Below are 21,366 nucleotides of genomic sequence, written 5' to 3'. Positions count from 1 at the left end.
ACCCGCACCATGCTTTTGCCGCGTGCTGGATCCGAACGGACCGCTGACGCGTCCTGGAGGGGAAACGGGGAGGGCCCGACATGGACTTTGAGAAACAACAGCCACAGCCGCCTTTGCCCGCGCCTGTGCCCGCTTCTGCGCCTGTGCCGGGGCAGCAGGAAGGGTGCCTGACGGCCTTCGTCAGGATCCCGGTGCGGATCGTGGTCCTGGTCCTCGTCGTACCCGTACGAGTGGTGTGGGACCTGCTCCGCACGGGCGTCGAACTGGTCCGGCGGACAGTGCCCCGCCTGGGGCACGTGCTGTTCGTGGTGCCCCTGGTGTGGCTGTACGAAGCGGTCCTCACACCGGTCGGCCACGGCCTGCGCCGGCTCGGCCGTGCGGTGTTCGTCACCCCGTGGGCGGCACTGTGGCGGCACGTTCTGCGCCCGCTCGCCCGCAGCCTCTATGAGGCGGTGCTGACACCGGTGGGCCACGGCCTGCGAGGGCTGGGCCGCGGCCTGCGGTGGCTCGGGCGGCACCTGGGTGCAGGGCTGGTCGCCTGCGGCCGCGGGGCCTGGGCGGGTGTGGTCTGGTGCGTGCTGCGGCTCGGCGTCGCACCGGTGGTGTGGCTGTACCGAGCGGTGCTGACACCGGTCGGGCACGGGCTGCGGTGGCTGGCCCGGCGGACGGGCGCGGGCGCGACAGCTTTGGGGCGCGGGTTGCGGGCGGTGGCCGGCTGGTGCGTACGGACACTGCTGGTGGCACCGGTGGCGTGGCTGTACCGGGCGGTGCTGACACCGCTCGGCCGCGGTGTCGCACGGCTTGTGACGGCGGTCGGCGCGGGGTGCGGTTGGTGCGTACGGGTGCTGGTGGTGCGCCCCGTGGTGTGGGCGTACCGGCGGCTGCTGACGCCACTCGGCCACGGTGTCGCGTGGGTGTTGCGCGGCTTCGGGGGTGGGGTGGCGTGGGTGTTGTGCGGCTTCGGGCGTGGGGTGGCGTGGGTCGTGATGACCTTGCTGGTGGGGCCGGTGGTGTGGCTGTGCCGGGAGATCGGGGCCGCCCTGGGGATCTGCTGGCAGGTCGCCGGGTACGTGTCGCGAGCACTGGGCCGGGGCGTGAAATGGCTCGCCCAAAACCTCGTGGGGCGGCCGGTGCGCCGGGTCTACCGGAGCGTCCTCACCCCGCTCGGGCACTGGATGCGCGACGGCGTGTGGCGCCCCGCGAAGAGGGCGGCCACCGAGGCGGGCCGGGGCGCGAGGGACGCGCTGCGGTCGGCGGGACGGACGGCGCGGCAGGTGCTGCGGGAGGCGAGGGCTTCTGTGCGGGAGGCGCGGAGGGGGGCTTGGCGGGCGTTGGTGGGAGGACCGGCCTCGGCCCCGGCCCCGGGCCCCGCTCCTGTTCCGGTCCCGGTTCCGGCCCCGATCCCGATCCCGGCCCCGATCCCGGCCCCGATCCCGGTTCCGGGGGAAGGAGCACCGGGGGTGGCGCTGGTCAAGGGCGCCGGGCCGGGAGCGAACTGAGCGGGCCAGGTGCAGGGGCCACCCCGCGAGCCCGTCCCGCCCGCACGTACCGCCCCCGCCCCCCCGAGTGCCGCCCAGGCCCCGCCTCGGGAACCATCCCCGCCCCCGGCGCGTACTCTGGGTAGTACAACGACTGCCCCCGGCGCAGCCCCCGGCCCCGAGACCCCCCTGCTCAGCGCAGCGGAGGACCGGACGGGAACCGCCGCGCGGGGACACCCCCACAGGCCCCGTGGGCGCGCGGAAGACGCGCCGCCCCGCACCGAGGAGAAGAACCACTGGGCAAGCGACAGCCCGAAGGCCCGCCGCCCGCACCGGCGGTGCAGCGCATCAGACTGCGCTACACCAAGCGAGGCCGCCTCCGGTTCACCAGCCACCGTGACTTCCAGCGCGCCTTCGAGCGGGCCCTGCGCCGCGCCGAGGTGCCCATGGCGTACTCGGCGGGCTTCACCCCGCACCCCAAGGTGAGCTACGCCAACGCCGCACCCACCGGCACCGGCTCAGAGGCCGAGTACCTGGAGATCGCGCTCACCGCGCCCCGCGACCCGCAGACCCTGCGCGGACTGCTCGACGAGTCGATGCCCGACGGCCTCGACATCATCGACGCGGTCGAGGCCCGCACCTCCGGTCTCGCCGACCGGCTGACCGCCTCCATCTGGGAGCTGCGGCTGAACGGAGTGGCGCAGCAGGACGCGGCCAAGGCCGTCGAGACCTTCCTCGCCGCCGAGACCGTCGAGGTCCAGCGCCGTACGAAGAACGGCATGCGCAGCTTCGACGCCCGTGAGGCGGTCGTCGAGATGACGGCCGTACCTCCGGAGGAGAGCGCCGTCCGTCCACAGGACGAGGCGGGCGATAGGCCCGCGGCGGAGCCCTGTGCGATACTGCGGCTGGTAGTACGGCACATGACACCCGCCGTACGACCCGACGACGTCCTTTCCGGTCTCCACGCTGTGGCCGACCTGGCGCCGCCGGTCCCCGCAGCGGTGACCAGGCTGGCGCAGGGGCTTCTCGACGAGGAGTCCGGAACGGTGACCGACCCGCTCGCGCCCGACCGCGAGGCGGTGACGGCAGGCTCTACCACAGCCCCCGCACCCGCCACCGCGAAGGCGCCTGAAGGTTCCGGTTCCGCTTAGGGCGGTCGTTGCAGCGCAGCCCTGGTACTCGGGAGCCACCTGGGTCGGGCCGCGTACTTAACCGGACTTTCGCCAGGCCGTACGTCTTCGTACGTACGGAACCGGCGAGCTAGAGATCAGCTCCCGTGCGGCGCCCGCGCCCCGGACGGTGGCCCCGCGCACCGCGCGTGGGCCGCGGCCGGACCGGATTCAGGCGCGGCGCCCGGGAGCGCGACGGGAGAACCCCGCATGCTTGAGCCGATCGACCCCGCTGAGGCCGAGAACACTTCGCCCAGCGACACACTGCCGCCGCGCCGCAGGCGCCGCGCGGCCTCTCGTCCCGCCGGACCCCCCGGGGCCGGCGCGACCCAGCCGGACCAGTCGGATGCCGCCAAGACCGTAGAGGCCGCGGCTCCGGCCATACCGGCCGGAGAGGGTGCCGTGACCGACACCACTGACCACGCCAACAACACCCACAACGACAGCAGCGACAGCGCTGCTCCGGCGCGTCCGCGCCGTCGTGCCGTGCGCAAGGCCACCGCACCGGCGGGCTCGCCCGCCCCGGTCGCCGGCACGGCCCCCGCCGCCGCTGCCGAGACCACCGCCCCCGAGACGGCCGCCGCCGCTGTCGCCGAGACCGCCGCACCCGCCGCGGACGAGGCCCCCGCGCCGCGTACACGCCGTCGTGCCGTACGCAAGGCAACCGCCCCGGCCGGTGCGCCCGCCGAGCCCACGACCGGTGCCGAGCAGGCGCCGGCCGCCGAGACCCCCGCAGCGGAGGCCCCCGCCGCCGAGACGGCCGCTCCGGCCCGCCGCCGGGCGACGCGCAAGGCCACCGCCCCCGCCGGATCCCCGGCCGGGGCCGCCGCGGAGGTGCCGGCTGCCGCAGAGGCGCCCGCGGTTGAGGCGCCTGCCGCCGTCGAGGCTCCCACCGCCGACGAGGCTCCCGCCCCGCGTGCACGCCGTCGTGCCGTGCGCAAGTCCACCGCTCCGGTCACCGAAGAGGCTTCGGCCGTGGTCGAGACGCCGGCCGAGCCCGTCGCCGTACCGCAGGAGGCAGCCGTCACGCAGGAGGAAACGGCCGCGGAGGCCGCCGAGGCCGCTCCGGCGCCGCGTGCCCGCCGCCGTGCCACCCGGAAGGCGACCGCCCCTGCGGGCTCGCCCGCTCCGGCCGAGGAGACCCCGGCCGCTGCTGCGGCTCCGGTCGTCGAGGCCGAGCCCGAGCCCGTGTTCGTACCGCAGGAAGCCGGGACGGACGCCGCTCCGGCGCCGCGTGCCCGCCGCCGTGCCACCCGCAGGGCGAGCGCGCCCGAGGGTGCCCCGGCCGCTGCCGCAGCTCCGGTCGAGACCGCTACGGTCCAGGCCGCTCCGGCCGAGGCCGCGCCTGTGGCCGCCGCACCGGAAACAGCCGTGACGGAGAGTGCCGAGCAGGACGAGGCGCCGCGCGGACGTTCGCGCCGTCGGGCGAGCCGTCCGGCCGCCACCCCGAAGTTCACCGCCGAGCCGGTGGCGCCCGCCACCGAGCCCGCCGCGGCGAAGAAGGCCGACGCGCAGCAGACGGAGAAGCAGGCCGAGAAGCAGGCCGACGAGAGCGCGCCGCGTTCGCGCCGCCGTGCCCAGCGGCCCGCCGTCGCCGTGTTCCAGGCGCCGGTCTTCTCCGAGCCGATGTTCCAGACCCCCGAGACCGCGGCCATGATCGCCGCTGCCGTCACCCCCGCCGACGAGGCGGAGGAGATCGACGAGGACGAGGCGGAGATCGAGGCCGAGACCGCCGTCGAGGCGCCGGTCCAGGAGAGCGAGCCCGCGCACTCCGGTGGCCGCCGTCGCCGCCGCCGTCGCGGTGAGGCCGCCGCCGAGCCGCAGCCCCGTCATGACGTCCAGGAGGCCCCGCAGGACGAGGTCGAGGAGGACCCGGCCCAGGGCCACGACGCCGAGGGCCAGGACGAGTCCGACGACGCCGACGACCGCAGGGCGCGCCGTCGCCGTCGCGGTGGCCGCCGCCGCCGTCGCGGCGAGGCCCTGGACGCGGAGGAGTTCGAGTCCGAGGGCGGCCGCCGCGGCGACCGCACCACCGAGGACGCCGCCGAACCGCAGCAGGACACGGACCACTCCTCCGACGAGGACGACGCCGACGACCACGACGACGACCACCAGGGCGCCGGTTCGTCCAGCAGCCGCCGTCGCCGTCGCCGCCGTCGCCGCAGCGGTGACTCCGGCCACGACGACTCCGTCGCGAACGGGTCCGACGACCCGGAGCGCACCGTGGTCAAGGTCCGCGAGCCCCGCAAGAAGGAGGCCGTCGCCGAGCGCGAGCCCGGCACCGGCTTCGACGAGGTCCAGTCCATCAAGGGCTCGACCCGCATGGAGGCCAAGAAGCAGCGCCGCCGCGAAGGCCGCGAGCAGGGCCGCCGCCGCGTCCCGATCATCACGGAGGCGGAGTTCCTGGCGCGCCGCGAGGCCGTCGAGCGCGTCATGGTCGTACGCCAGAACGGCGAGCGCACCCAGATCGGCGTCCTCGAGGACAACATCCTCGTCGAGCACTACGTCAACAAGGAGCAGTCGACGTCGTACGTCGGCAACGTCTACCTGGGCAAGGTGCAGAACGTCCTCCCGTCCATGGAGGCCGCGTTCATCGACATCGGCAAGGGCCGCAACGCCGTCCTGTACGCCGGTGAGGTCAACTTCGAGGCGCTCGGCATGGCCCACGGGCCGCGCCGCATCGAGACCGCCCTCAAGTCCGGCCAGTCGGTCCTCGTCCAGGTGACGAAGGACCCGATCGGCCACAAGGGCGCGCGTCTGACCAGCCAGGTCTCGCTGCCGGGCCGCTACCTCGTGTACGTGCCCGAGGGCTCCATGACCGGCATCAGCCGCAAGCTCCCGGACACCGAGCGGGCGCGTCTGAAGACCATCCTCAAGAAGATCGTCCCCGAGGACGCGGGCGTCATCGTGCGCACCGCGGCCGAGGGCGCGAGCGAGGACGAGCTGCGCCGCGACGTCGAGCGTCTGCAGGCCCAGTGGGAGGACATCCAGAAGAAGGCGAAGAGCAACACGGCCACCAACGCGCCGACGCTGCTCTACGGCGAGCCGGACATGACCGTCCGCGTCGTCCGCGACATCTTCAACGAGGACTTCTCCAAGGTCATCGTCAGCGGTGACGAGGCCTGGCAGACGATCCACGGGTACGTCGCCCACGTCGCGCCGGACCTCAACGACCGGCTGTCGAAGTGGACGTCGGAGGTCGACGTCTTCGCGACGTACCGGATCGACGAGCAGCTGATGAAGGCCCTGGACCGCAAGGTCTACCTGCCGTCCGGCGGCTCGCTGGTCATCGACAAGACCGAGGCGATGATCGTCGTCGACGTCAACACCGGGAAGTTCACCGGCCAGGGCGGCAACCTCGAAGAGACCGTGACGAGGAACAACCTCGAAGCGGCCGAGGAGATCGTGCGCCAGCTGCGGCTGCGCGACCTGGGCGGCATCGTCGTCATCGACTTCATCGACATGGTCCTGGAGTCCAACCGCGACCTGGTGCTGCGACGCCTCCTGGAATGCCTGGGACGCGACCGTACGAAGCACCAGGTGGCGGAGGTCACCTCGCTGGGTCTCGTGCAGATGACCCGCAAGCGGGTCGGCCAGGGCCTCCTGGAGTCCTTCTCCGAGACCTGCGTCCACTGCAACGGGCGCGGCGTCATCGTGCACATGGAGCAGCCCACCGCGATCGGTGGCGGCGGTGGCTCCAAGCGCGCGAAGAAGCGCGGCAAGGGCGGCAGCGGCTCCGACCAGGGGCACGAGCACGAGCACGGTCACGACGGCGGTCAGGACCACGGTCACGACCACGACGACGACGCGCACGAGCCTCTTGAGGTCGAGTCGGAGGCGGAGGTCGCCGCCGAGGTGGCCGCGCCGATCGCACTGCCCTCGCCGGACTTCGTACCGGACGAGGAGCTGTACAGCAGCGCCGCGGAGGCCGAGGCCGCCGCCACGCGTGGCCGTGGCCGCCGCCGGGCGTCCCGCAAGGCGTCGGCTCCGGCCGGTGCGCCGCGCGGGAAGACCTCGCCGGCCGACTACATCGAGCACGCTTCGCCGATGAGGACAAAGGCAGTGGCGGAGGCGGAGCCGGTGGTCGAGACGGCGCCCGAGCGGGTGGCCGAGGCCGATGCCGGGGTCGATGCCGTGGTCGAGGCAGCACCTGTTGCCGAGCCCGTCGCCGAGCGCGTCGTCGAGGCGGAGCAGGAGGCCGCTCCGGCGCCTCGTGGCCGCCGCCGGGCGACCCGTAAGGCGTCGGCTCCGGCCGGTTCGCCGAAGAGCTCCCAGGAGCCTGCCGCCGAGGCGACCGTGGTGGAGACGGCTCCGGCCGTCGAGACCCCGGTGGCCGAGAAGGCCGTGGCCGAGCCGGTGGAGGCACCGGCCGAGGTGCCCGCCGCCGACGCGGCCCCGCCGCGGGCCCGCCGCAGGGCGACCCGCAAGGCCACCGCCCCCGCGGGTTCGCCCGCCGGATCGGCCGAGGCCGCCGTACTCGTGGTGGAAGCCGCGCAGCCGGTGGCGGAGAAGGCCGAGGCCGCACCTGCCGAGACCGCGCCTGCCGAGACCGCACCTGCCAAGGCCGTACAGGACGGGACCGCACCCGAGGTCGACGAGGCTCCGGCACCGGCCAAGAAGACGGCACGCAAGACCGCCGCCAAGAAGGCCGCGCCCGCCAAGAAGACCGCCGCCAAGAAGACGGCCGCCAAGAAGACCGTCGCGAAGAAGACGGCCACCAAGACGGCCACGAAGACCGCTGCCAAGTCGACGACGGCCAAGAAGACTGCGAAGAAGACGGCCGCGGCGGACCAGCAGACGCTGCCGTCCGTGTCCGCCCCCGCGCAGGACTGACGCAGCACCAGCAGTACGGAACCACCGAAGTAACGCAGTATCCGCAAGTCCCGGCGGAACCGGCCCCGGCCGGACCCGAGGTGGCCAGCGCCGATCAGGCGCTGGCCACCCTGGTATCCGGGACCCGGGCCTGCGCGACCCGCAGGCCGTGAAATTCCCCAGAACGACGGAGAGTTCGTAACCCCATGAGCAACAGCGCCACCCCCCGCCCCATACGCAAGGCTGTCATCCCTGCCGCAGGTCTCGGCACCCGCTTCCTGCCGGCGACCAAGGCGACGCCCAAGGAGATGCTGCCGGTCGTCGACAAGCCCGCGATCCAGTACGTGGTCGAGGAAGCTGCCGGGGCGGGACTCTCCGACGTACTCATGATCACGGGCCGCAACAAGCGCGCTCTCGAGGACCACTTCGACCGCAACTACGAGCTGGAGTCGGCCCTCACCAAGAAGGGCGACGCCGACCGCCTCGCCCGCGTCCAGGAGTCCAGCGACCTGGCGACCATGCACTACGTCCGCCAGGGCGACCCGCGCGGCCTGGGCCACGCCGTCCTGTGCGCCGCCCCGCACGTCGGCAACGAGGCCTTCGCGGTCCTCCTCGGCGACGACCTGATCGACCCGCGCGACCCGCTGCTCGCCCGCATGGTCGAGGTCCAGCAGACGTACGGCGGCAGCGTCGTCGCGCTGATGGAGGTCGACCCGGAGCAGATCCACCTGTACGGCTGCGCGGCCGTCGAGGCCACCGCCGACGGCGACGTCGTCAAGATCAACGGCCTCGTCGAGAAGCCCGCCACCGAGGACGCCCCGAGCAACCTCGCCATCATCGGCCGCTACGTCCTGGACCCGGCGGTCTTCGACGTCCTGCGCGAGACCGCCCCCGGCCGCGGCAACGAGATCCAGCTCACCGACGCCCTCCAGACGATGGCCGCGGACGAGAAGGTCGGCGGCCCGGTGCACGGCGTCGTCTTCAAGGGCCGCCGCTACGACACCGGCGACCGCGGCGACTACCTGAAGGCCATCGTCCGCCTCGCCGCCGAACGTGCGGACCTCGGCCCGGAGTTCAAGACCTGGCTGCGCGGCTACGTCGCGGACGAGATGTAGGCCTCCGCCTCCCTGCCCCACCCCCGCACCACCCCCTGCTCGACCCGCACGAAGGAGAACCCCATGATCGGCCTGGTACTGGCGGCGGGCGCCGGACGGCGTCTGCGTCCCTACACCGACACGCTGCCCAAGGCGCTCGTCCCCGTGGACGGCGACACCACCGTCCTGGACCTGACCCTGGGGAACTTCGCGAAGGTCGGACTGACCGACGTCGCGATCGTGGTCGGCTACCGCAAGGAAGCCGTCTACGCACGCCAGGCCGAACTGGAGTCGAAGTACGGCGTGAAGATCACGCTCATCGACAACGACAAGGCCGAGGAGTGGAACAACGCCTACTCCCTGTGGTGCGCCCGCGACGTCCTCAAAGAGGGCGTGATCCTCGCCAACGGCGACACCGTCCACCCGGTCTCCGTGGAGGAGACCCTCCTCGCCGCCCGCGGCAAGGGCCAACAGATCATCCTCGCCCTCGACACGGTCAAGAACCTGGCCGACGAGGAGATGAAGGTCATCACGGACGAGTCCGGCGCCGTCAGCCGCATCACCAAGCTGATGGACCCGGCGACCGCGACCGGCGAGTACATCGGCGTCACCCTCATCGAGCCCGAGGCGGCCGTCGCCCTCGCCGACGCCCTGAAGACCACCTTCGAGCGGGACCCCGACCTCTACTACGAGGACGGCTACCAGGAACTGGTCAACAGCGGCGTGCGCATCGACGTGGCCCCCATCGGCGACCTCAAGTGGGTCGAGATCGACAACCACGACGACCTCGCCAAGGGCCGGGAGATCGCGTGCCTGTACTGACCCGGCTGATCCCCTCGCCGGTCGCCGTCGACATCTCCAGGGGCGCCCTGGACGATCTCGCCGGCCTCCTGGCGGACCAGCGGATCTCCGGCTCGGGCGCGCTCGCCATCGCCATCAGCGGCGGGTCGGGACGGGTGCTCCAGGAGAAGCTGGCACCCGTCCTGCCCGGCGCCGACTGGTACCCGGTCACCGACGGCACCATCGACGCGGCGGTCCGGCTCGCCGAGGAGATGAAGGGCCGCAAACGGTACGACGCGGTCGTCGGACTCGGCGGCGGAAAAATCATCGACGTCGCCAAGTACGCCGCCGCCCGGATCGGCCTGCCCATGGTCGCCGTCGCGACGAACCTGTCGCACGACGGCCTGTGCTCCCCGGTGTCCATCCTGGACAACGACAACGGCCGGGGCTCCTACGGCGTGCCCACGCCCATCGCGATGCTCATCGACCTCGATGTCATCCGCGACGCCCCCGCCCGTTTCGTACGCTCCGGGATCGGCGACGCGCTCTCCAACATCTCGGCCGTCGCCGACTGGGAACTGTCCCACCGGATCAACGGCGAAAAGGTCGACGGCCTGGCCGCCGCCATGGCCAGGCAGGCCGGCGAGGCGGTGCTGCGCCACCCCGGCGACATCACCCAGGACGCGTTCCTCACCGTGCTCGCCGAGGCGCTCGTCCTGTCCGGCATCTCCATGTCGATCAGCGGCGACACCCGGCCCTCGTCGGGTGCCTGCCACGAGATCAGCCACGCCTTCGACCTGCTCTTCCCCAAGCGGGCCGCGCTGCACGGCGAGCAGGTCGGCATCGGCGCGGTCTTCGCGATGCACCTGCGCGGTGCGCACGAGGAGGCCGGGCTGTTCGCCGACGTACTGCGCAGGCACTCCCTGCCGGTCCTGCCGGGCGACATCGGCTTCACCGTCGAGGAATTCGTCCAGGCGGTGCAGTACGCGCCGCAGACCCGGCCGGGACGCTTCACGGTGCTGGAACACCTGGACCTGTCGGCGGACGGCATCAGGGACGCGTACGCCTCTCTGGTGAAGGCCGTCGGCGCGTCGGGTGGACAGCCGGACAGCGGGCGTTAGCCCGGTTTGACCCACCGGTCGAGGTCCCGTAACTTTGACCGTCGGCGTCTTTTTGTGCGCCAAACCCCTGAGCAACCCCCTCCCGGGCCGCCTCCTCAAAGAGGTGCACGGGAGAGGCCGCTCGTCCTGTTCGCGCCGGAAGCGGCTGGCATCAGGGGTCCCGTCTTTCGAGTGAGAGTGAGATCCGCGTGTACGCCATCGTGCGCAGCGGTGGTCGCCAGCACAAGGTTGCTGTCGACGACATCGTTGAGGTTGACAAGATTTCCACTGCCAAGGTTGGCGACACGGTCGAGCTTTCGACTCTGCTCGTTGTCGACGGCGACTCCGTCACCAGCGACCCGTGGGTCCTGGCCGGGATCAAGGTCACGGCCGAGGTCGTGGACCACCACAAGGGCGAGAAGATCGACATTCTCCGCTACAAGAACAAGACCGGCTACCGCCGTCGCCAGGGTCACCGCCAGCAGTACACGGCGATCAAGGTCACCGGTATCCCCACGGCTGCGAAGTAAAGGGACTGAGACATGGCACACAAGAAGGGCGCATCGTCCACTCGGAACGGTCGCGACTCAAATGCCCAGCGGCTCGGCGTCAAGCGCTTCGGCGGCCAGGCCGTGAACGCCGGTGAGATCCTGGTCCGCCAGCGCGGCACCCACTTCCACCCGGGCACGGGCGTCGGCCGTGGCGGCGACGACACGCTGTTCGCCCTCGCCGCCGGCGCGGTCGAGTTCGGCACGCACCGTGGTCGCAAGGTCGTGAACATCGTTCCGATCGCCGGCTGAACAAGCCAGCTTTCACGGACACCGCCTCCATGAGGCGACGGTCCTGAGCGATACACAGCACGTATCCGAGGGCGGACGCTCTTTCCCGGCTATCCGGGGAAGCGTGTCCGCCCTCGGCGTGTTACGTATGTAGACATTCCGCATTACCTGTACTGGAGGACACCCATGACCACCTTCGTGGACCGCGTCGAACTGCATGTCGCCGCGGGTAGCGGAGGCCACGGCTGCGCCTCCGTACACCGTGAGAAGTTCAAGCCGCTCGGCGGCCCGGACGGCGGCAACGGCGGACGGGGCGGCGACATCACCCTTGTCGTCGACCAGGCTGTGACCACCCTTCTCGAGTACCACCACAGCCCCCACCGCAAGGCCACCAACGGCCAGCCCGGCGCAGGCGACAACCGCTCCGGCAAGGACGGCCAGGACCTGATCCTGCCCGTGCCCGACGGCACCGTCGTCCTCGACAAGGAGGGCAACGTCCTCGCCGACCTCGTCGGCCACGGCACCACCTACATCGCCGGTGAGGGCGGCCGCGGCGGCCTCGGCAACCTGGCGCTCTCCTCGGCCCGCCGCAAGGCCCCCGGCTTCGCGCTCCTCGGCGAGCCCGGCAAGTCCGCGGACATCGTCCTGGAGCTCAAGACCGTCGCCGACGTGGCACTGGTGGGCTACCCGAGCGCCGGCAAGTCCTCGCTGATCTCCGTGCTCTCCGCAGCCAAGCCGAAGATCGCGGACTACCCGTTCACCACCCTGGTCCCCAACCTCGGCGTCGTCACGGCCGGCTCGACCGTCTACACCATCGCCGACGTCCCCGGCCTGATCCCCGGCGCCAGCGAGGGACGGGGCCTCGGCCTGGAGTTCCTGCGGCACGTCGAGCGCTGCTCGGTCCTGGTCCACGTGCTCGACACGGCGACCCTGGAGTCCGACCGCGACCCGATCTCCGACCTCGACGTCATCGAGGAGGAGCTCAAGTTGTACGGCGGTCTCGAGGACCGGCCGCGCCTCGTCGTCCTCAACAAGGTCGACATCCCGGACGGCCAGGAGCTCGCGGACATGATCCGCCCGGAGCTCGAAGCCCGCGGCTACAAGGTCTTCGAAGTGTCCGCGGTGTCCCGCACGGGCCTGAAGGAACTGTCCTTCGCCCTGGCCCAGGGCATCTCCAAGCTGCGCGCCCGCAAGCCGAAGGAGGAGGCGACCCGCATCGTCATCCGCCCGAAGGCCGTCGACGACAGCGGCTTCAAGGTCGTCCTCGACGAGGAGGAGAACGTCTACCGGGTGCGCGGCGAAAAGCCGGAGCGCTGGGTGCAGCAGACCGACTTCAGCAACGACGAGGCCGTCGGCTACCTCGCCGACCGCCTCAGCCGCCTCGGCGTCGAGACCGCACTGATGAAGGCCGGCGCCCGCGCGGGCGACGCCGTCGCCATCGGCTCCGACGAGAACTCGGTCGTCTTCGACTGGGAGCCCACCGTCATGGCCGGCGCCGAGATGCTGGGCCGCCGAGGCGAGGACCACCGCCTCGACGAGCCGCGCCCCGCAGCCACGCGCCGCAAGGACCGCGACGCCGAGCGCGACGACCCGCAGAAGGAATACGACGAGTTCAAGCCGTTCTAGCCGCTTCGTCGACTCCGGGAAGCACCTCGTGCGCCGGTGACGTGAGAAGACCGTGAGAAGGGGGCCCGCAAAGGCCCCCTTTTCCGGTTTCCGGAGCCGACAGGCCAGGATGGGAGAGCACAACAACGATCCAGGGGAGTGGCACGGTGGAATCCCGCACAACGGGCAGCGCGGACGGTGCGGTCAGCGTCGTCGTCATCGTCTACAACGACGCCGCCCACATCACCACGGCCGTCGAGTCCGTACTCGCACAGGGCGACGCCGTCGGCGAGGTGATCGTCGTCAACGACGCGTCCACCGACAACACCCGCGAAGCAGTCGACGCACTCGCCGCCCGCCACCCGCTGGTCAGACCCCTGCACCGCACGGAGAACAGCGGCGGCTGCGGCAGCCCCCGCAACGACGGCATCGCCGCGGCGCAACACCCTTACGTGATGTTCCTCGACAGCGACGACGTCTACCCGGCGGGCGCGGTGGATGCCCTGCTGGCCGCCGCCGACGGCGTCGACATGGTCGCGGGCCAGTGCGTGCGCAGGGAACTCCCCGAGAAGCGCGACACCGTGTGGGCCCCCGGCCTCTACGACCCCACAGCAGGCGCCACCCTGCCGGGCACCGTCATGGACGGCATCGGCGCACACCCCGAGTTCCTCCTCGACACGCTCTCCGTCAACAAGCTCTACCGCCGCGACTTCCTCACCGGGCACGCCGTCCGCTTCCCCGACGGCGCCTTCCACTACGAGGACTTCGTCTTCACCGCAAAGGTGTACGCGGCGGCCCCCCGCACCGCCGTCGTCGCCGCCCCGGTGTACGTGTGGCACGTCCGCCGGGACGCCGCCGAACTCTCCATCTCGCTGCGCCGCGCCACCATTGCCAACTGGGAACACCGTGTGGAGGCCCACCGCCGCGTCGTCGAGGTGTTCCGCAAGGCGGACCTCGACACACTCGCGGTGGCCGCACAGACAAAGTTCCTCGACTACGACCTGCCCATGTACGTACGCGAGCTGCCGCAGCGCAGCGCCGCCTACCGGGCCGACTGGTGGCGTGCCACGCGCGCCTACCTCGCCGCCTTCGACGAGGCTGCGTACACCGCCGCCGAAGCCCCCTCCCGCTGGCTGGCCCGCGCCGTCGTCTCCTGGGAGGCCCCGGCCGAACTGGAGCGGGTCGTGGCGCTGGCCGCTCAGCCGCCCCGGCTGCTGCCGCCGTCGCACACGACAGGCTCCGGCCTGCCGGTGCTCGCCGAAGGACTGCCCGAGGTGGAGCTGGACGGGCTCGCCGAACTGCCCCCCGGGAAACTCCCGTTGACCGTCAACGGCACAGTGGCCGTCGGTCGCTCGCTCGGGTTCATCCTGACCGTACGGGAACTGCACGGCCTGCTCGGCCCGTTGAAGCCACAACGGCTCTTGCTGCGCCTCGTCGACCAGCGGGAGGACCGCCCCACCCTGGAACGCGACCAGCCCCTGCTGCGTACGGGCGCCGACGCCTGGCAGGCGGAATTCGCCGTTCGGACACGTGACCTGGCCGTCCACGAGCGGCTGATGTCCTGGCGGGTGCGCGCCGAAGTCGTGTGCGCCGACGGCACCCGCATCCCCGCCGAGGTGCGGGCCGCCACCCCCGGCGCAGCCCGGCGCACCGTCGTCCTCGGTGCCGGTCTGCCCCTGCTCGTACAAGCACACGTGACGCCGCGGCAGGCGCTGATGGTGCGCGTGGTCGGCGGCGTGCAGGGCGGAATCGACGTCGTGGGCCGCCGCCTCAAGAGGCTGGCACGCAAGGTGAAGTAGCACGCGAAAAGAAAGGGGCCCCCGTCCGCGACTGCGGACGGGGGCCCCTTTCCTTGGGATCACTACGGGGGGCGCGGTCTCCGCCGCGCCCGAGCTGTTACCGCTCCAGGAACGTGAAGAGCTCTTCCCACCGCTGGGTGATCGACTCGGGGGAGTACCGCTGTACGTTCTCCCGGGCCAGGTCGCCCATCCGGTCCCGCATCTCCTGGTCCTGTATCATCCGCACCAACTGCCGTGCCAGCTCAGGGGTGTTGCCGGGCCGGGCCAGCAGCCCGTCCACACCGTCCTGAATGATCTCGTGCACGCCCGGCGCGCAGTCGAACGCCACGCACGGAACCCCGCACGCCATGGCCTCCAGCAGCGCGAGCGGAAAGCCCTCACCGCGCGAGGACTGTGCGAAGACGGACGCCCCGTGCAGCGCCCCGACCACGTCACGGGTCTGCCCCGCCCACTCCACCGAATCGTCCAGGCCGAGATCCGTGGCCTGCTTCTTGAGCGACTGCTCAAGCTCCCCTGCGCCGTACAGCTTCAGCTTCCAGCCCGGCACCTGCGCGGAGGCCTCCGCCCAGGCGTCGAGCATCATGTCGAGGCCCTTCTGGTGGCTGAGCCGGCCGATGCTGACGACGGTCTTCTCCGTACGGGGAGAGACGGTCTCCGGCATCATCGGCAGCGGGTTCGGCATGAACCCGACGTTGTTGAGCCCCTTCACCGCCCACAGGTCGGCGTCCTCCTGCGTGAGCAGCAGCAGCCGGTCGACGTCCTTGTAGTGCTTCAGGACGCGCTGGAAACGCGAGGACTGCCGGGAGTACTCGAAGCTCTCGTGGCTCATGCCGATGACCGGGTGCCCGGCGGTGTCGGCGAGCGCCACCCACTCCATCGCCCACACCTGGGTCACGATGATCATCGCGCCGGGGGCGGCCGTCCGGAACATCCGGGAGAGCTTCGCGGAAGCTTCCCGCATCCCGCTCTCGCGCTTCGCGTTGTGCCGCCGGGCGGCGACGTCGATCGTGCCGCGCAACCCCGCGACGGACTTGCGGCCGGGCGGCCGGACGTCGTGCAGCGTGACCGTCTTGAACGGCGGGTTGTCACCGAGGTCCATGGCGACCTCGGCCGGCGCGATGCCGACCAGGGTGACCCGGTGGCCGCGCTCGGCCAGCAGAGAGGCCATCTGGGCCTGCCAGCGGGCCACTCCGCCGAGCTCGTCGACCTCGTTGGCCACGAAGAAGATGTCGCGTCGAGTCACCGGGCCCCACCCTTTCCTCCGAAGAAGCGGTCGGCGATCCGGGCCGCGGCGTCACCGCGGTCGTACTCGCCGTACTTGTCCACGAACTCCTTCACTTGCGGCCCGTACCGCGTCCGCAGACCGTCCAGGTCCTCCAGCACGTCGTACAGCGACTCCTCGTCGCGCGGGACGGGGCCCGGCGCCGTCTCCAGGAGGTTGAAGTACGTGCCGCGGATGTCCTGCGAGTACTCCTCCCAGTCGTACGCGAAGAAGATCATCGGCCGCTGCAGCAGCGCGTAGTCGAACATCACGGAGGAGTAGTCCGTGATCAGCGCGTCCGCGGCGAGGAGCAGCGGCGTGATGTCCGGCTCCTCCGAGACGTTGATGACGCGCCCCGCCATCGCCGGCGGCAACGACACCTGGTTGAGGTAGTGCGTGCGTACCAGCAGCGTGAACTTGTCGCCGAACTTCTCGGCGAACTTCTCGATCTCGAAGGGGAACTCGAACTTCTGCACCTTGCCCTGGGCGTTGGCCCGGAACGTCGGCGCGTACAGCACCACCGGCAGGTCCGGGCGGATGCCCAGGCGCTCCCTGAGCTCCTTCACCTGCGGACTCTCGACAGTGGCGTCACGCCCCTTCACCAGGGCGTCGTTGCGCGGGTAGCCGGTGCGCAGCAACTTGCTCTCCGGCATCCGGTACGCGCGTGCCAGCGTGCGCACGTCGTGCTCGGTACGCACCACGAAGTGGTCGAACCGGTCCAGCGACGCCTGGTACGTGGCCTGCTCGCCCTCCGACATCAGCCGGTAGCCGGGCTCGTCGAAGCCCATGCGCTTGAGCGCGGAACCGTGCCAGGTCTGGATGTACGTCGTCTCGGGACGCTTGCGGAGCTTCAGCGGGAAGCCCTGGTTGTCGATCCAGAACTCGGCCTGTGCGAGCGCCTTCAGATACTTCCAGGACCACCTCTGCACCAGTTCCACGTCGTCCGGGAAACCGGTCGGCTTGGCGCCCGCGTACGACCAGATCGCGTGGACCGGGGCGCCGCGCCGCTTCAGCTCCTCATAGATGGCGCGGGGGCTGTCGCTGTACTGCTTGCCGAGGTGGCTCTCGAAGACGACGGTGCCCTTGCGCACGGGCAGCGCCTTGATCATGCGGTGGTAGCCGTCGATCTTGCGGGCGCCGGAGTTGAGTTCCTTGCGCACGTCACGGGCCTTGCGGTACGTCTTCTTGGCGATCCGGGCGGGCAGGCTGTCCATGTTGTTGCGGATCAGCGCGCGCGCCTTCTGCGAGGCGGCACTGTGCTGCACGACGTGGAACGCCAGATGACCGCGCCCGGAGACCTCCGCCTCTATGCGGTCGCCCGCCAGCCGTGTCAGCCGGGGCCTGACCTGCATGATGCCGGTCCGCTCGATGTCGGCGGCGCCGACGGTGACGGCGCTCACCGTGGTCCGGCCGTCGACCGACAGATGCATCCGGACGTTCCAGACGTCGTCCACGATGCCCAGCGGACGCAGCTCCTTGGCCAGCGGCAGGGAGGCCTCCCAGCGCACCCGGTCGCCGTCGACACGGACGCTGCGGACGGGGAAGCGGAACGTCTGGAGGCTGGTGCGGCGCGCCTTGAGGACGATCTCGGCGGACAGCTTCGAGCCCGGCTCGATCTTGCCCAGTGGATTGACGACCGCTCCGCCGAGTACGACCTCGGCGGGCTTCTCGTCGTACTGGGTCAGACTGTTGCGCAGGTTCAGCTTCTCGACCGGCTTGGTGTGGTAGCCGAGGTCGGTGACGTCGAGCAGGCTGCGGGCGTGCGGGTCCTCCAAGTGCTCCTCGCACCAGTAGATCCGGCCGTCCTTCTCCACCAGCGGCACCGCGAGCTTGTTCCTGTTGAGGAGCATGTCGATCGCGGGCATCAGGTTGTCCCAGTCCTCCTGGAGGAGGAGGTACGCGCAGATGGCGTGGGCGGGGTGCAGTTCGTTGTACGCCTCGGGGGCGAAGCTCTGGACGTAACTGCGGGCCATCTCGGCGAAGGCGTGCCGGTAGTCGTCGTCGAGGAACGGCAGTTCGCGCAAGTAGAGGACCAGGTCGTGCTTCAGGAACTTGATGTCCTTGTGCAGCTTCAGGTCGTCCATGGAGCGGGACTTGAGGATTTTGTCGATCCGGCGGTGGATCTCCACCCGGTCCGCAAAGTTATTGATCTCGTTGCGGCGATTACTGATCGACTTCTTCTCGGTCTTCTCGACCACATTCCAGTAATAAACAGTGTTCGGAATGAGAGTGATGCGGGAAGCCGCCAGATATGCTTGGGCAGAGAAAAGCAGGTCCTCGTAATGAATCCGCTTCGGGAAAGTGAGGTTGCTTTCGATCAGGAATTCTCGCCGGTAGCACTTGTTGGTCGACAGAGTGTCGAATACCAGCAGGTCGGGGAGTTCCGCAACGGAGTCGATCGTGCGCGTGGAGTTGTAGAGCCAGCGGTACCACTCGGTCGTCTTGCCGTGCCGGCTGTCGACGTGGACCCGCAGACACATGCCGGACACCAGGTCCGCACCGGTGGTCTCGGCAGCCTCCAGCATGTTGCGGCACGCGTTGAGCTCAAGCGTGTCGTCGCTGTCGAGGAACATCACATAGCGGCCACGGGCCACTGCGATGCCCTGGTTGCGCGGCTCGCCGCAGCCGCCGCTGTTCTCCTCCAGCTGGATCGCCCGGACCCGGTCGGGATGCGCGGCCGCCAGCTTCCTGGCCACGTCGTACGAGCCGTCGGTGGAGCAGTCGTCCGCGACGATCACTTCGACGTTGTGCAACGTCTGGTCCAGAACCGACTGCACGGCGGCGGGCAAGCGGTCGGCATCGTTGTAGACGATGACGACAACACTGATGTCCGGCACGGTCGTCGGCGGGCTGTCCGGCGAGGGAGACGGGCTTGACAAGGCCACCTCTGTGTTCACGTCCTCGGTACGTTTCGATTGCTGATCCCTCACAACTGCGGTAGGTGAGGGACGGCCAACTGGATGAGCCTTGAAGGATTTCGACACTCCTGGCCAGGCTAGCCTACGGGCGAAGGCCCTCCGCCCCTGCCCAGAGATGCCTGGATCAGTGATCATTGCGTCTCTGTATAGTGCCTCTATGACTTGGCTGGTAACTGGCGGTGCGGGATACATCGGTTCACACGTGGTAAAGGCGCTCGCCGAAGGCGGGGAAAGCGTCGTGGTGCTGGATGACCTGAGTACCGGAGACGTGGCCCGCATTCCCGCGGGTGTTCCCCTGGAGCGCGGCTCGGTGCTCGACCGCCCGCTCCTCGACGACGTACTGCGCAGGCACACCGTCACGGGTGTGGTGCATATCGCCGCGAAGAAGCAGGTCGGCGAATCCGTGGAACGGCCGCTGTTCTACTACCGCGAAAACATGGTCGGTCTGCAGACCGTGCTGGAGGCCTCCGTGGCCGCCGGGGTGAAGCAGTTCCTCTTCTCGTCCTCCGCCGCCGTGTACGGAATGCCCGACGTCGAGCTCGTCACCGAGGAGACCCCCTGCCTGCCCATGAGCCCGTACGGCGAGACCAAGCTGGCCGGTGAATGGATGGTCGAGGCCGTCGGCAAGGCACACGGCATGGCCACCGCCTGCATGCGCTACTTCAACGTGGCAGGCGCCGCCTCGCCCGAACTCGGCGACCCCGGGGTCTACAACCTCGTACCGATGGTGTTCGAACGGCTCGACGCCGACAAATCGCCGCTGATCTTCGGCGACGACTACCCGACCCCCGACGGCACCTGCGTCCGCGACTACATCCACGTCGCCGACATCGCCTCCGCTCACGTCGCCACCGCCCGCAAACTGGTCGCCGACCCCGACGCCCGGCTGATCCTCAACATCGGCAAGGGCGAAGGCGTCTCCGTCGCCGAGATGATCGACATCATCCGCGAGATCAGCGGCCGCCAGGACATCAAGGCCGAGGTCGCCCCGCGCCGGGCCGGCGACCCCGCCCGGGTCGTCGCCTCTGCCGACCGCATCCACGGCGAACTGGACTGGGAAGCCCGCTACGGCGTACGGGAGATGGTCGAGTCGGCATGGGCGGGCTGGCGCCACAGCCACCCGCAGGGCTGACCGGCCGCACCTTCGACGAGTTGACCGGCGACCGCCTCTTGAGGGCGACAGCCCGACAGCGACCACAGACCGACGGCGGGCCCCGGAATCCTCCGGGGCCCGCCGCCCTGCGTCCACCACCGGGCACCCGGCCCGCATGTCCGTGGAGCGGAACCCGAAGGCGGCACGGCGGCCCCCTCACGTACATTGCGGGAAACAGGGCTGAGCAAGGGGATGACGCACGTGTCAGGGGAAAGCGGCCGGGCGGTACAGGGCACGAGGCAGGGCGTCGCCGAAGCACGCAGGGTCGTGATCAAGGTCGGCTCCTCCTCGCTGACGACTGCCACGGGCGGCCTGGACGCCGACCGGGTGGACGCCCTGGTCGACGTACTCGCCAAAGTCAGAAGCGGTGGCACCCGCGAGATCGTGCTGGTCTCCTCCGGCGCCATCGCCGCCGGGCTCGCCCCGCTCGGCCTCGCCCGCCGCCCCAAGGACCTGGCCCGCCAGCAGGCCGCCGCCAGCGTCGGCCAGGGCCTCCTCGTCGCCCGGTACACCGCCTCCTTCGCCCGCTACGGCGTCCGCGTCGGCCAGGTACTGCTCACCAGCACCGACACCAGCCGCCGCGCCCACTACCGCAACGCCTACCGGACCCTCGACCAGCTCCTCGCCATGGGCGCGCTACCGGTCGTCAACGAGAACGACACCGTCGCCACGGACGAGATCCGCTTCGGCGACAACGACCGGCTCGCCGCCCTCGTCGCCCACCTCGTACGCGCCGATCTGCTGGTGCTCCTTTCGGACGTCGACGGTCTGTACGACGGAGATCCGGCCAAGCCCGGCACCTCCCGCATCGCCGAGGTCACCGGACCCGACGACATCGCCCACGTCCAGATCGGCAGCGCGGGCAAGGCGGGCGTCGGCACCGGCGGAATGGTCACCAAGGTCGAGGCCGCCCGCATCGCCGCCGCCGGCGGCATCCCCGTCGTCCTCACCTCCGCCACGTACGCCGCCGACGCCCTCGCCGGACGCGACACCGGCACCTACTTCCACCGCACCGGCCGCCGCAGCGCAGACCGGCTGCTGTGGCTCGCACACGCCTCCACACCGCAGGGCGCCCTCACCCTCGACGACGGGGCGGTACGGGCCGTCGTCGAGCGGCGCACGTCGCTGCTGCCCGCCGGGATCGCCGCGGTCGAGGGCGAGTTCGCCGCGGGTGACCCGGTGGAGCTGCGCGACAGCACCGGCCGGGCCGTCGCCCGCGGTCTGGTCAACTTCGACGCGAAGGAACTCCCGCAGCTCCTCGGCCGCTCCACCCGCGACCTCGCCAGGGAACTCGGCCCCGCATACGAACGCGAGGTCGTCCACCGCGACGACCTGGTGCTGCTGCACCACTGACAGGCAGGCCCGCACGGCCGCCGAAGCGTCCCCGAATCCCCGCCGGGCGTCCACGAAACGGCCGA

General features: G+C 70.8%; 14 protein-coding genes. 12 read left to right on the top strand and 2 right to left on the bottom strand.

Going from position 1 to position 21,366, the window contains the following annotated elements:
* Positions 1-191: 191 nt before the first annotated feature.
* From AB0D18_RS01440 to AB0D18_RS01395, 10 genes are all read left to right on the top strand, one after another.
* The gene (locus tag AB0D18_RS01440) at positions 192-1,499 is read left to right on the top strand and encodes a hypothetical protein (protein WP_362410864.1); all 1,308 of its coding nucleotides are present in this window, start codon (positions 192-194) and stop codon (positions 1,497-1,499) included.
* Positions 1,500-1,816: 317 nt separating this feature from the next.
* On the top strand, positions 1,817-2,629 hold the full coding sequence (locus tag AB0D18_RS01435; RefSeq protein ID WP_362410862.1) for a TIGR03936 family radical SAM-associated protein: 813 nt from the start codon (positions 1,817-1,819) through the stop codon (positions 2,627-2,629).
* Positions 2,630-2,857: 228 nt separating this feature from the next.
* The gene (locus AB0D18_RS01430; protein WP_362410860.1) at positions 2,858-7,480 is read left to right on the top strand and encodes an Rne/Rng family ribonuclease; all 4,623 of its coding nucleotides are present in this window, start codon (positions 2,858-2,860) and stop codon (positions 7,478-7,480) included.
* Between the two features lie 185 nt (positions 7,481-7,665).
* Positions 7,666-8,574 (top strand): UTP--glucose-1-phosphate uridylyltransferase GalU, encoded by a 909-nt coding sequence (gene galU / locus AB0D18_RS01425; RefSeq protein WP_362410858.1) that lies wholly within the window; start codon positions 7,666-7,668, stop codon positions 8,572-8,574.
* Positions 8,575-8,637: 63 nt separating this feature from the next.
* Complete coding sequence (locus tag AB0D18_RS01420; RefSeq protein ID WP_362410856.1) at positions 8,638-9,375, top strand: phosphocholine cytidylyltransferase family protein; 738 nt, start codon at positions 8,638-8,640, stop codon at positions 9,373-9,375.
* Positions 9,363-10,454 carry an iron-containing alcohol dehydrogenase family protein gene (locus tag AB0D18_RS01415; protein WP_362410853.1) on the top strand — a complete coding sequence of 364 codons (1,092 nt, stop codon included), beginning with the start codon at positions 9,363-9,365 and terminating at the stop codon, positions 10,452-10,454. The genes AB0D18_RS01420 and AB0D18_RS01415 overlap by 13 nt, the downstream gene beginning before the upstream one ends.
* A 188-nt stretch (positions 10,455-10,642) precedes the next feature.
* Positions 10,643-10,963 (top strand): 50S ribosomal protein L21, encoded by a 321-nt coding sequence (rplU, locus tag AB0D18_RS01410; RefSeq protein WP_185026398.1) that lies wholly within the window; start codon positions 10,643-10,645, stop codon positions 10,961-10,963.
* A gap of 12 nt (positions 10,964-10,975) precedes the next feature.
* Positions 10,976-11,233: a 50S ribosomal protein L27 gene (gene rpmA, locus AB0D18_RS01405; protein ID WP_018103204.1), complete on the top strand. Its 258-nt coding sequence runs from the start codon at positions 10,976-10,978 to the stop codon at positions 11,231-11,233.
* Between the two features lie 165 nt (positions 11,234-11,398).
* A complete protein-coding gene (gene obgE / locus AB0D18_RS01400) occupies positions 11,399-12,838 on the top strand; it encodes a GTPase ObgE (RefSeq protein ID WP_362410849.1) in 1,440 nt (479 codons plus the stop codon).
* A 146-nt stretch (positions 12,839-12,984) separates the two neighbouring features.
* Positions 12,985-14,616 (top strand): glycosyltransferase, encoded by a 1,632-nt coding sequence (locus tag AB0D18_RS01395; RefSeq protein ID WP_362410846.1) that lies wholly within the window; start codon positions 12,985-12,987, stop codon positions 14,614-14,616.
* A 97-nt stretch (positions 14,617-14,713) separates the two neighbouring features.
* On the opposite strand, the gene AB0D18_RS01390 is transcribed toward AB0D18_RS01395, so the two are convergent.
* Positions 14,714-15,859 carry a glycosyltransferase gene (locus AB0D18_RS01390; protein WP_362410843.1) on the bottom strand — a complete coding sequence of 382 codons (1,146 nt, stop codon included), beginning with the start codon at positions 15,857-15,859 and terminating at the stop codon, positions 14,714-14,716.
* Positions 15,856-18,756, bottom strand: a complete 2,901-nt coding sequence (locus tag AB0D18_RS01385) for a CDP-glycerol glycerophosphotransferase family protein (RefSeq protein ID WP_362410840.1) — start codon at positions 18,754-18,756, stop codon at positions 15,856-15,858. Before AB0D18_RS01385 ends, AB0D18_RS01390 begins: the two co-directional genes overlap by 4 nt.
* A 196-nt stretch (positions 18,757-18,952) precedes the next feature.
* On the opposite strand from AB0D18_RS01385, the gene galE reads away from it, so the two are divergent.
* A complete protein-coding gene (gene galE / locus AB0D18_RS01380) occupies positions 18,953-19,927 on the top strand; it encodes a UDP-glucose 4-epimerase GalE (RefSeq protein WP_362410837.1) in 975 nt (324 codons plus the stop codon).
* 213 nt (positions 19,928-20,140) lie between these two features.
* Positions 20,141-21,301, top strand: a complete 1,161-nt coding sequence (gene proB, locus AB0D18_RS01375) for a glutamate 5-kinase (RefSeq protein WP_362410834.1) — start codon at positions 20,141-20,143, stop codon at positions 21,299-21,301.
* Positions 21,302-21,366 lie beyond the last annotated feature (65 nt).

Origin of the sequence: Streptomyces sp. NPDC048442 (assembly GCF_040651475.1) — a bacterium.
Lineage (GTDB): Bacteria > Actinomycetota > Actinomycetes > Streptomycetales > Streptomycetaceae > Streptomyces.
Note: the sequence above shows the minus strand (reverse complement) of the source record. Positions and strands in the feature narration are given on the sequence as shown.

Bases quoted from the DNA above. Each gene is read 5' to 3' on its own strand.
- proB (WP_362410834.1), top strand. From the start codon at position 20,141: ATGACGCACGTGTCAGGGGAAAGCGGCCGGGCGGTACAGGGCACGAGG.
- rpmA (WP_018103204.1), top strand. From the start codon at position 10,976: ATGGCACACAAGAAGGGCGCATCGTCCACTCGGAACGGTCGCGACTCA.
- AB0D18_RS01420 (WP_362410856.1), top strand. From the start codon at position 8,638: ATGATCGGCCTGGTACTGGCGGCGGGCGCCGGACGGCGTCTGCGTCCC.
- galE (WP_362410837.1), top strand. From the start codon at position 18,953: ATGACTTGGCTGGTAACTGGCGGTGCGGGATACATCGGTTCACACGTG.
- obgE (WP_362410849.1), top strand. From the start codon at position 11,399: ATGACCACCTTCGTGGACCGCGTCGAACTGCATGTCGCCGCGGGTAGC.
- galU (WP_362410858.1), top strand. From the start codon at position 7,666: ATGAGCAACAGCGCCACCCCCCGCCCCATACGCAAGGCTGTCATCCCT.
- AB0D18_RS01430 (WP_362410860.1), top strand. From the start codon at position 2,858: ATGCTTGAGCCGATCGACCCCGCTGAGGCCGAGAACACTTCGCCCAGC.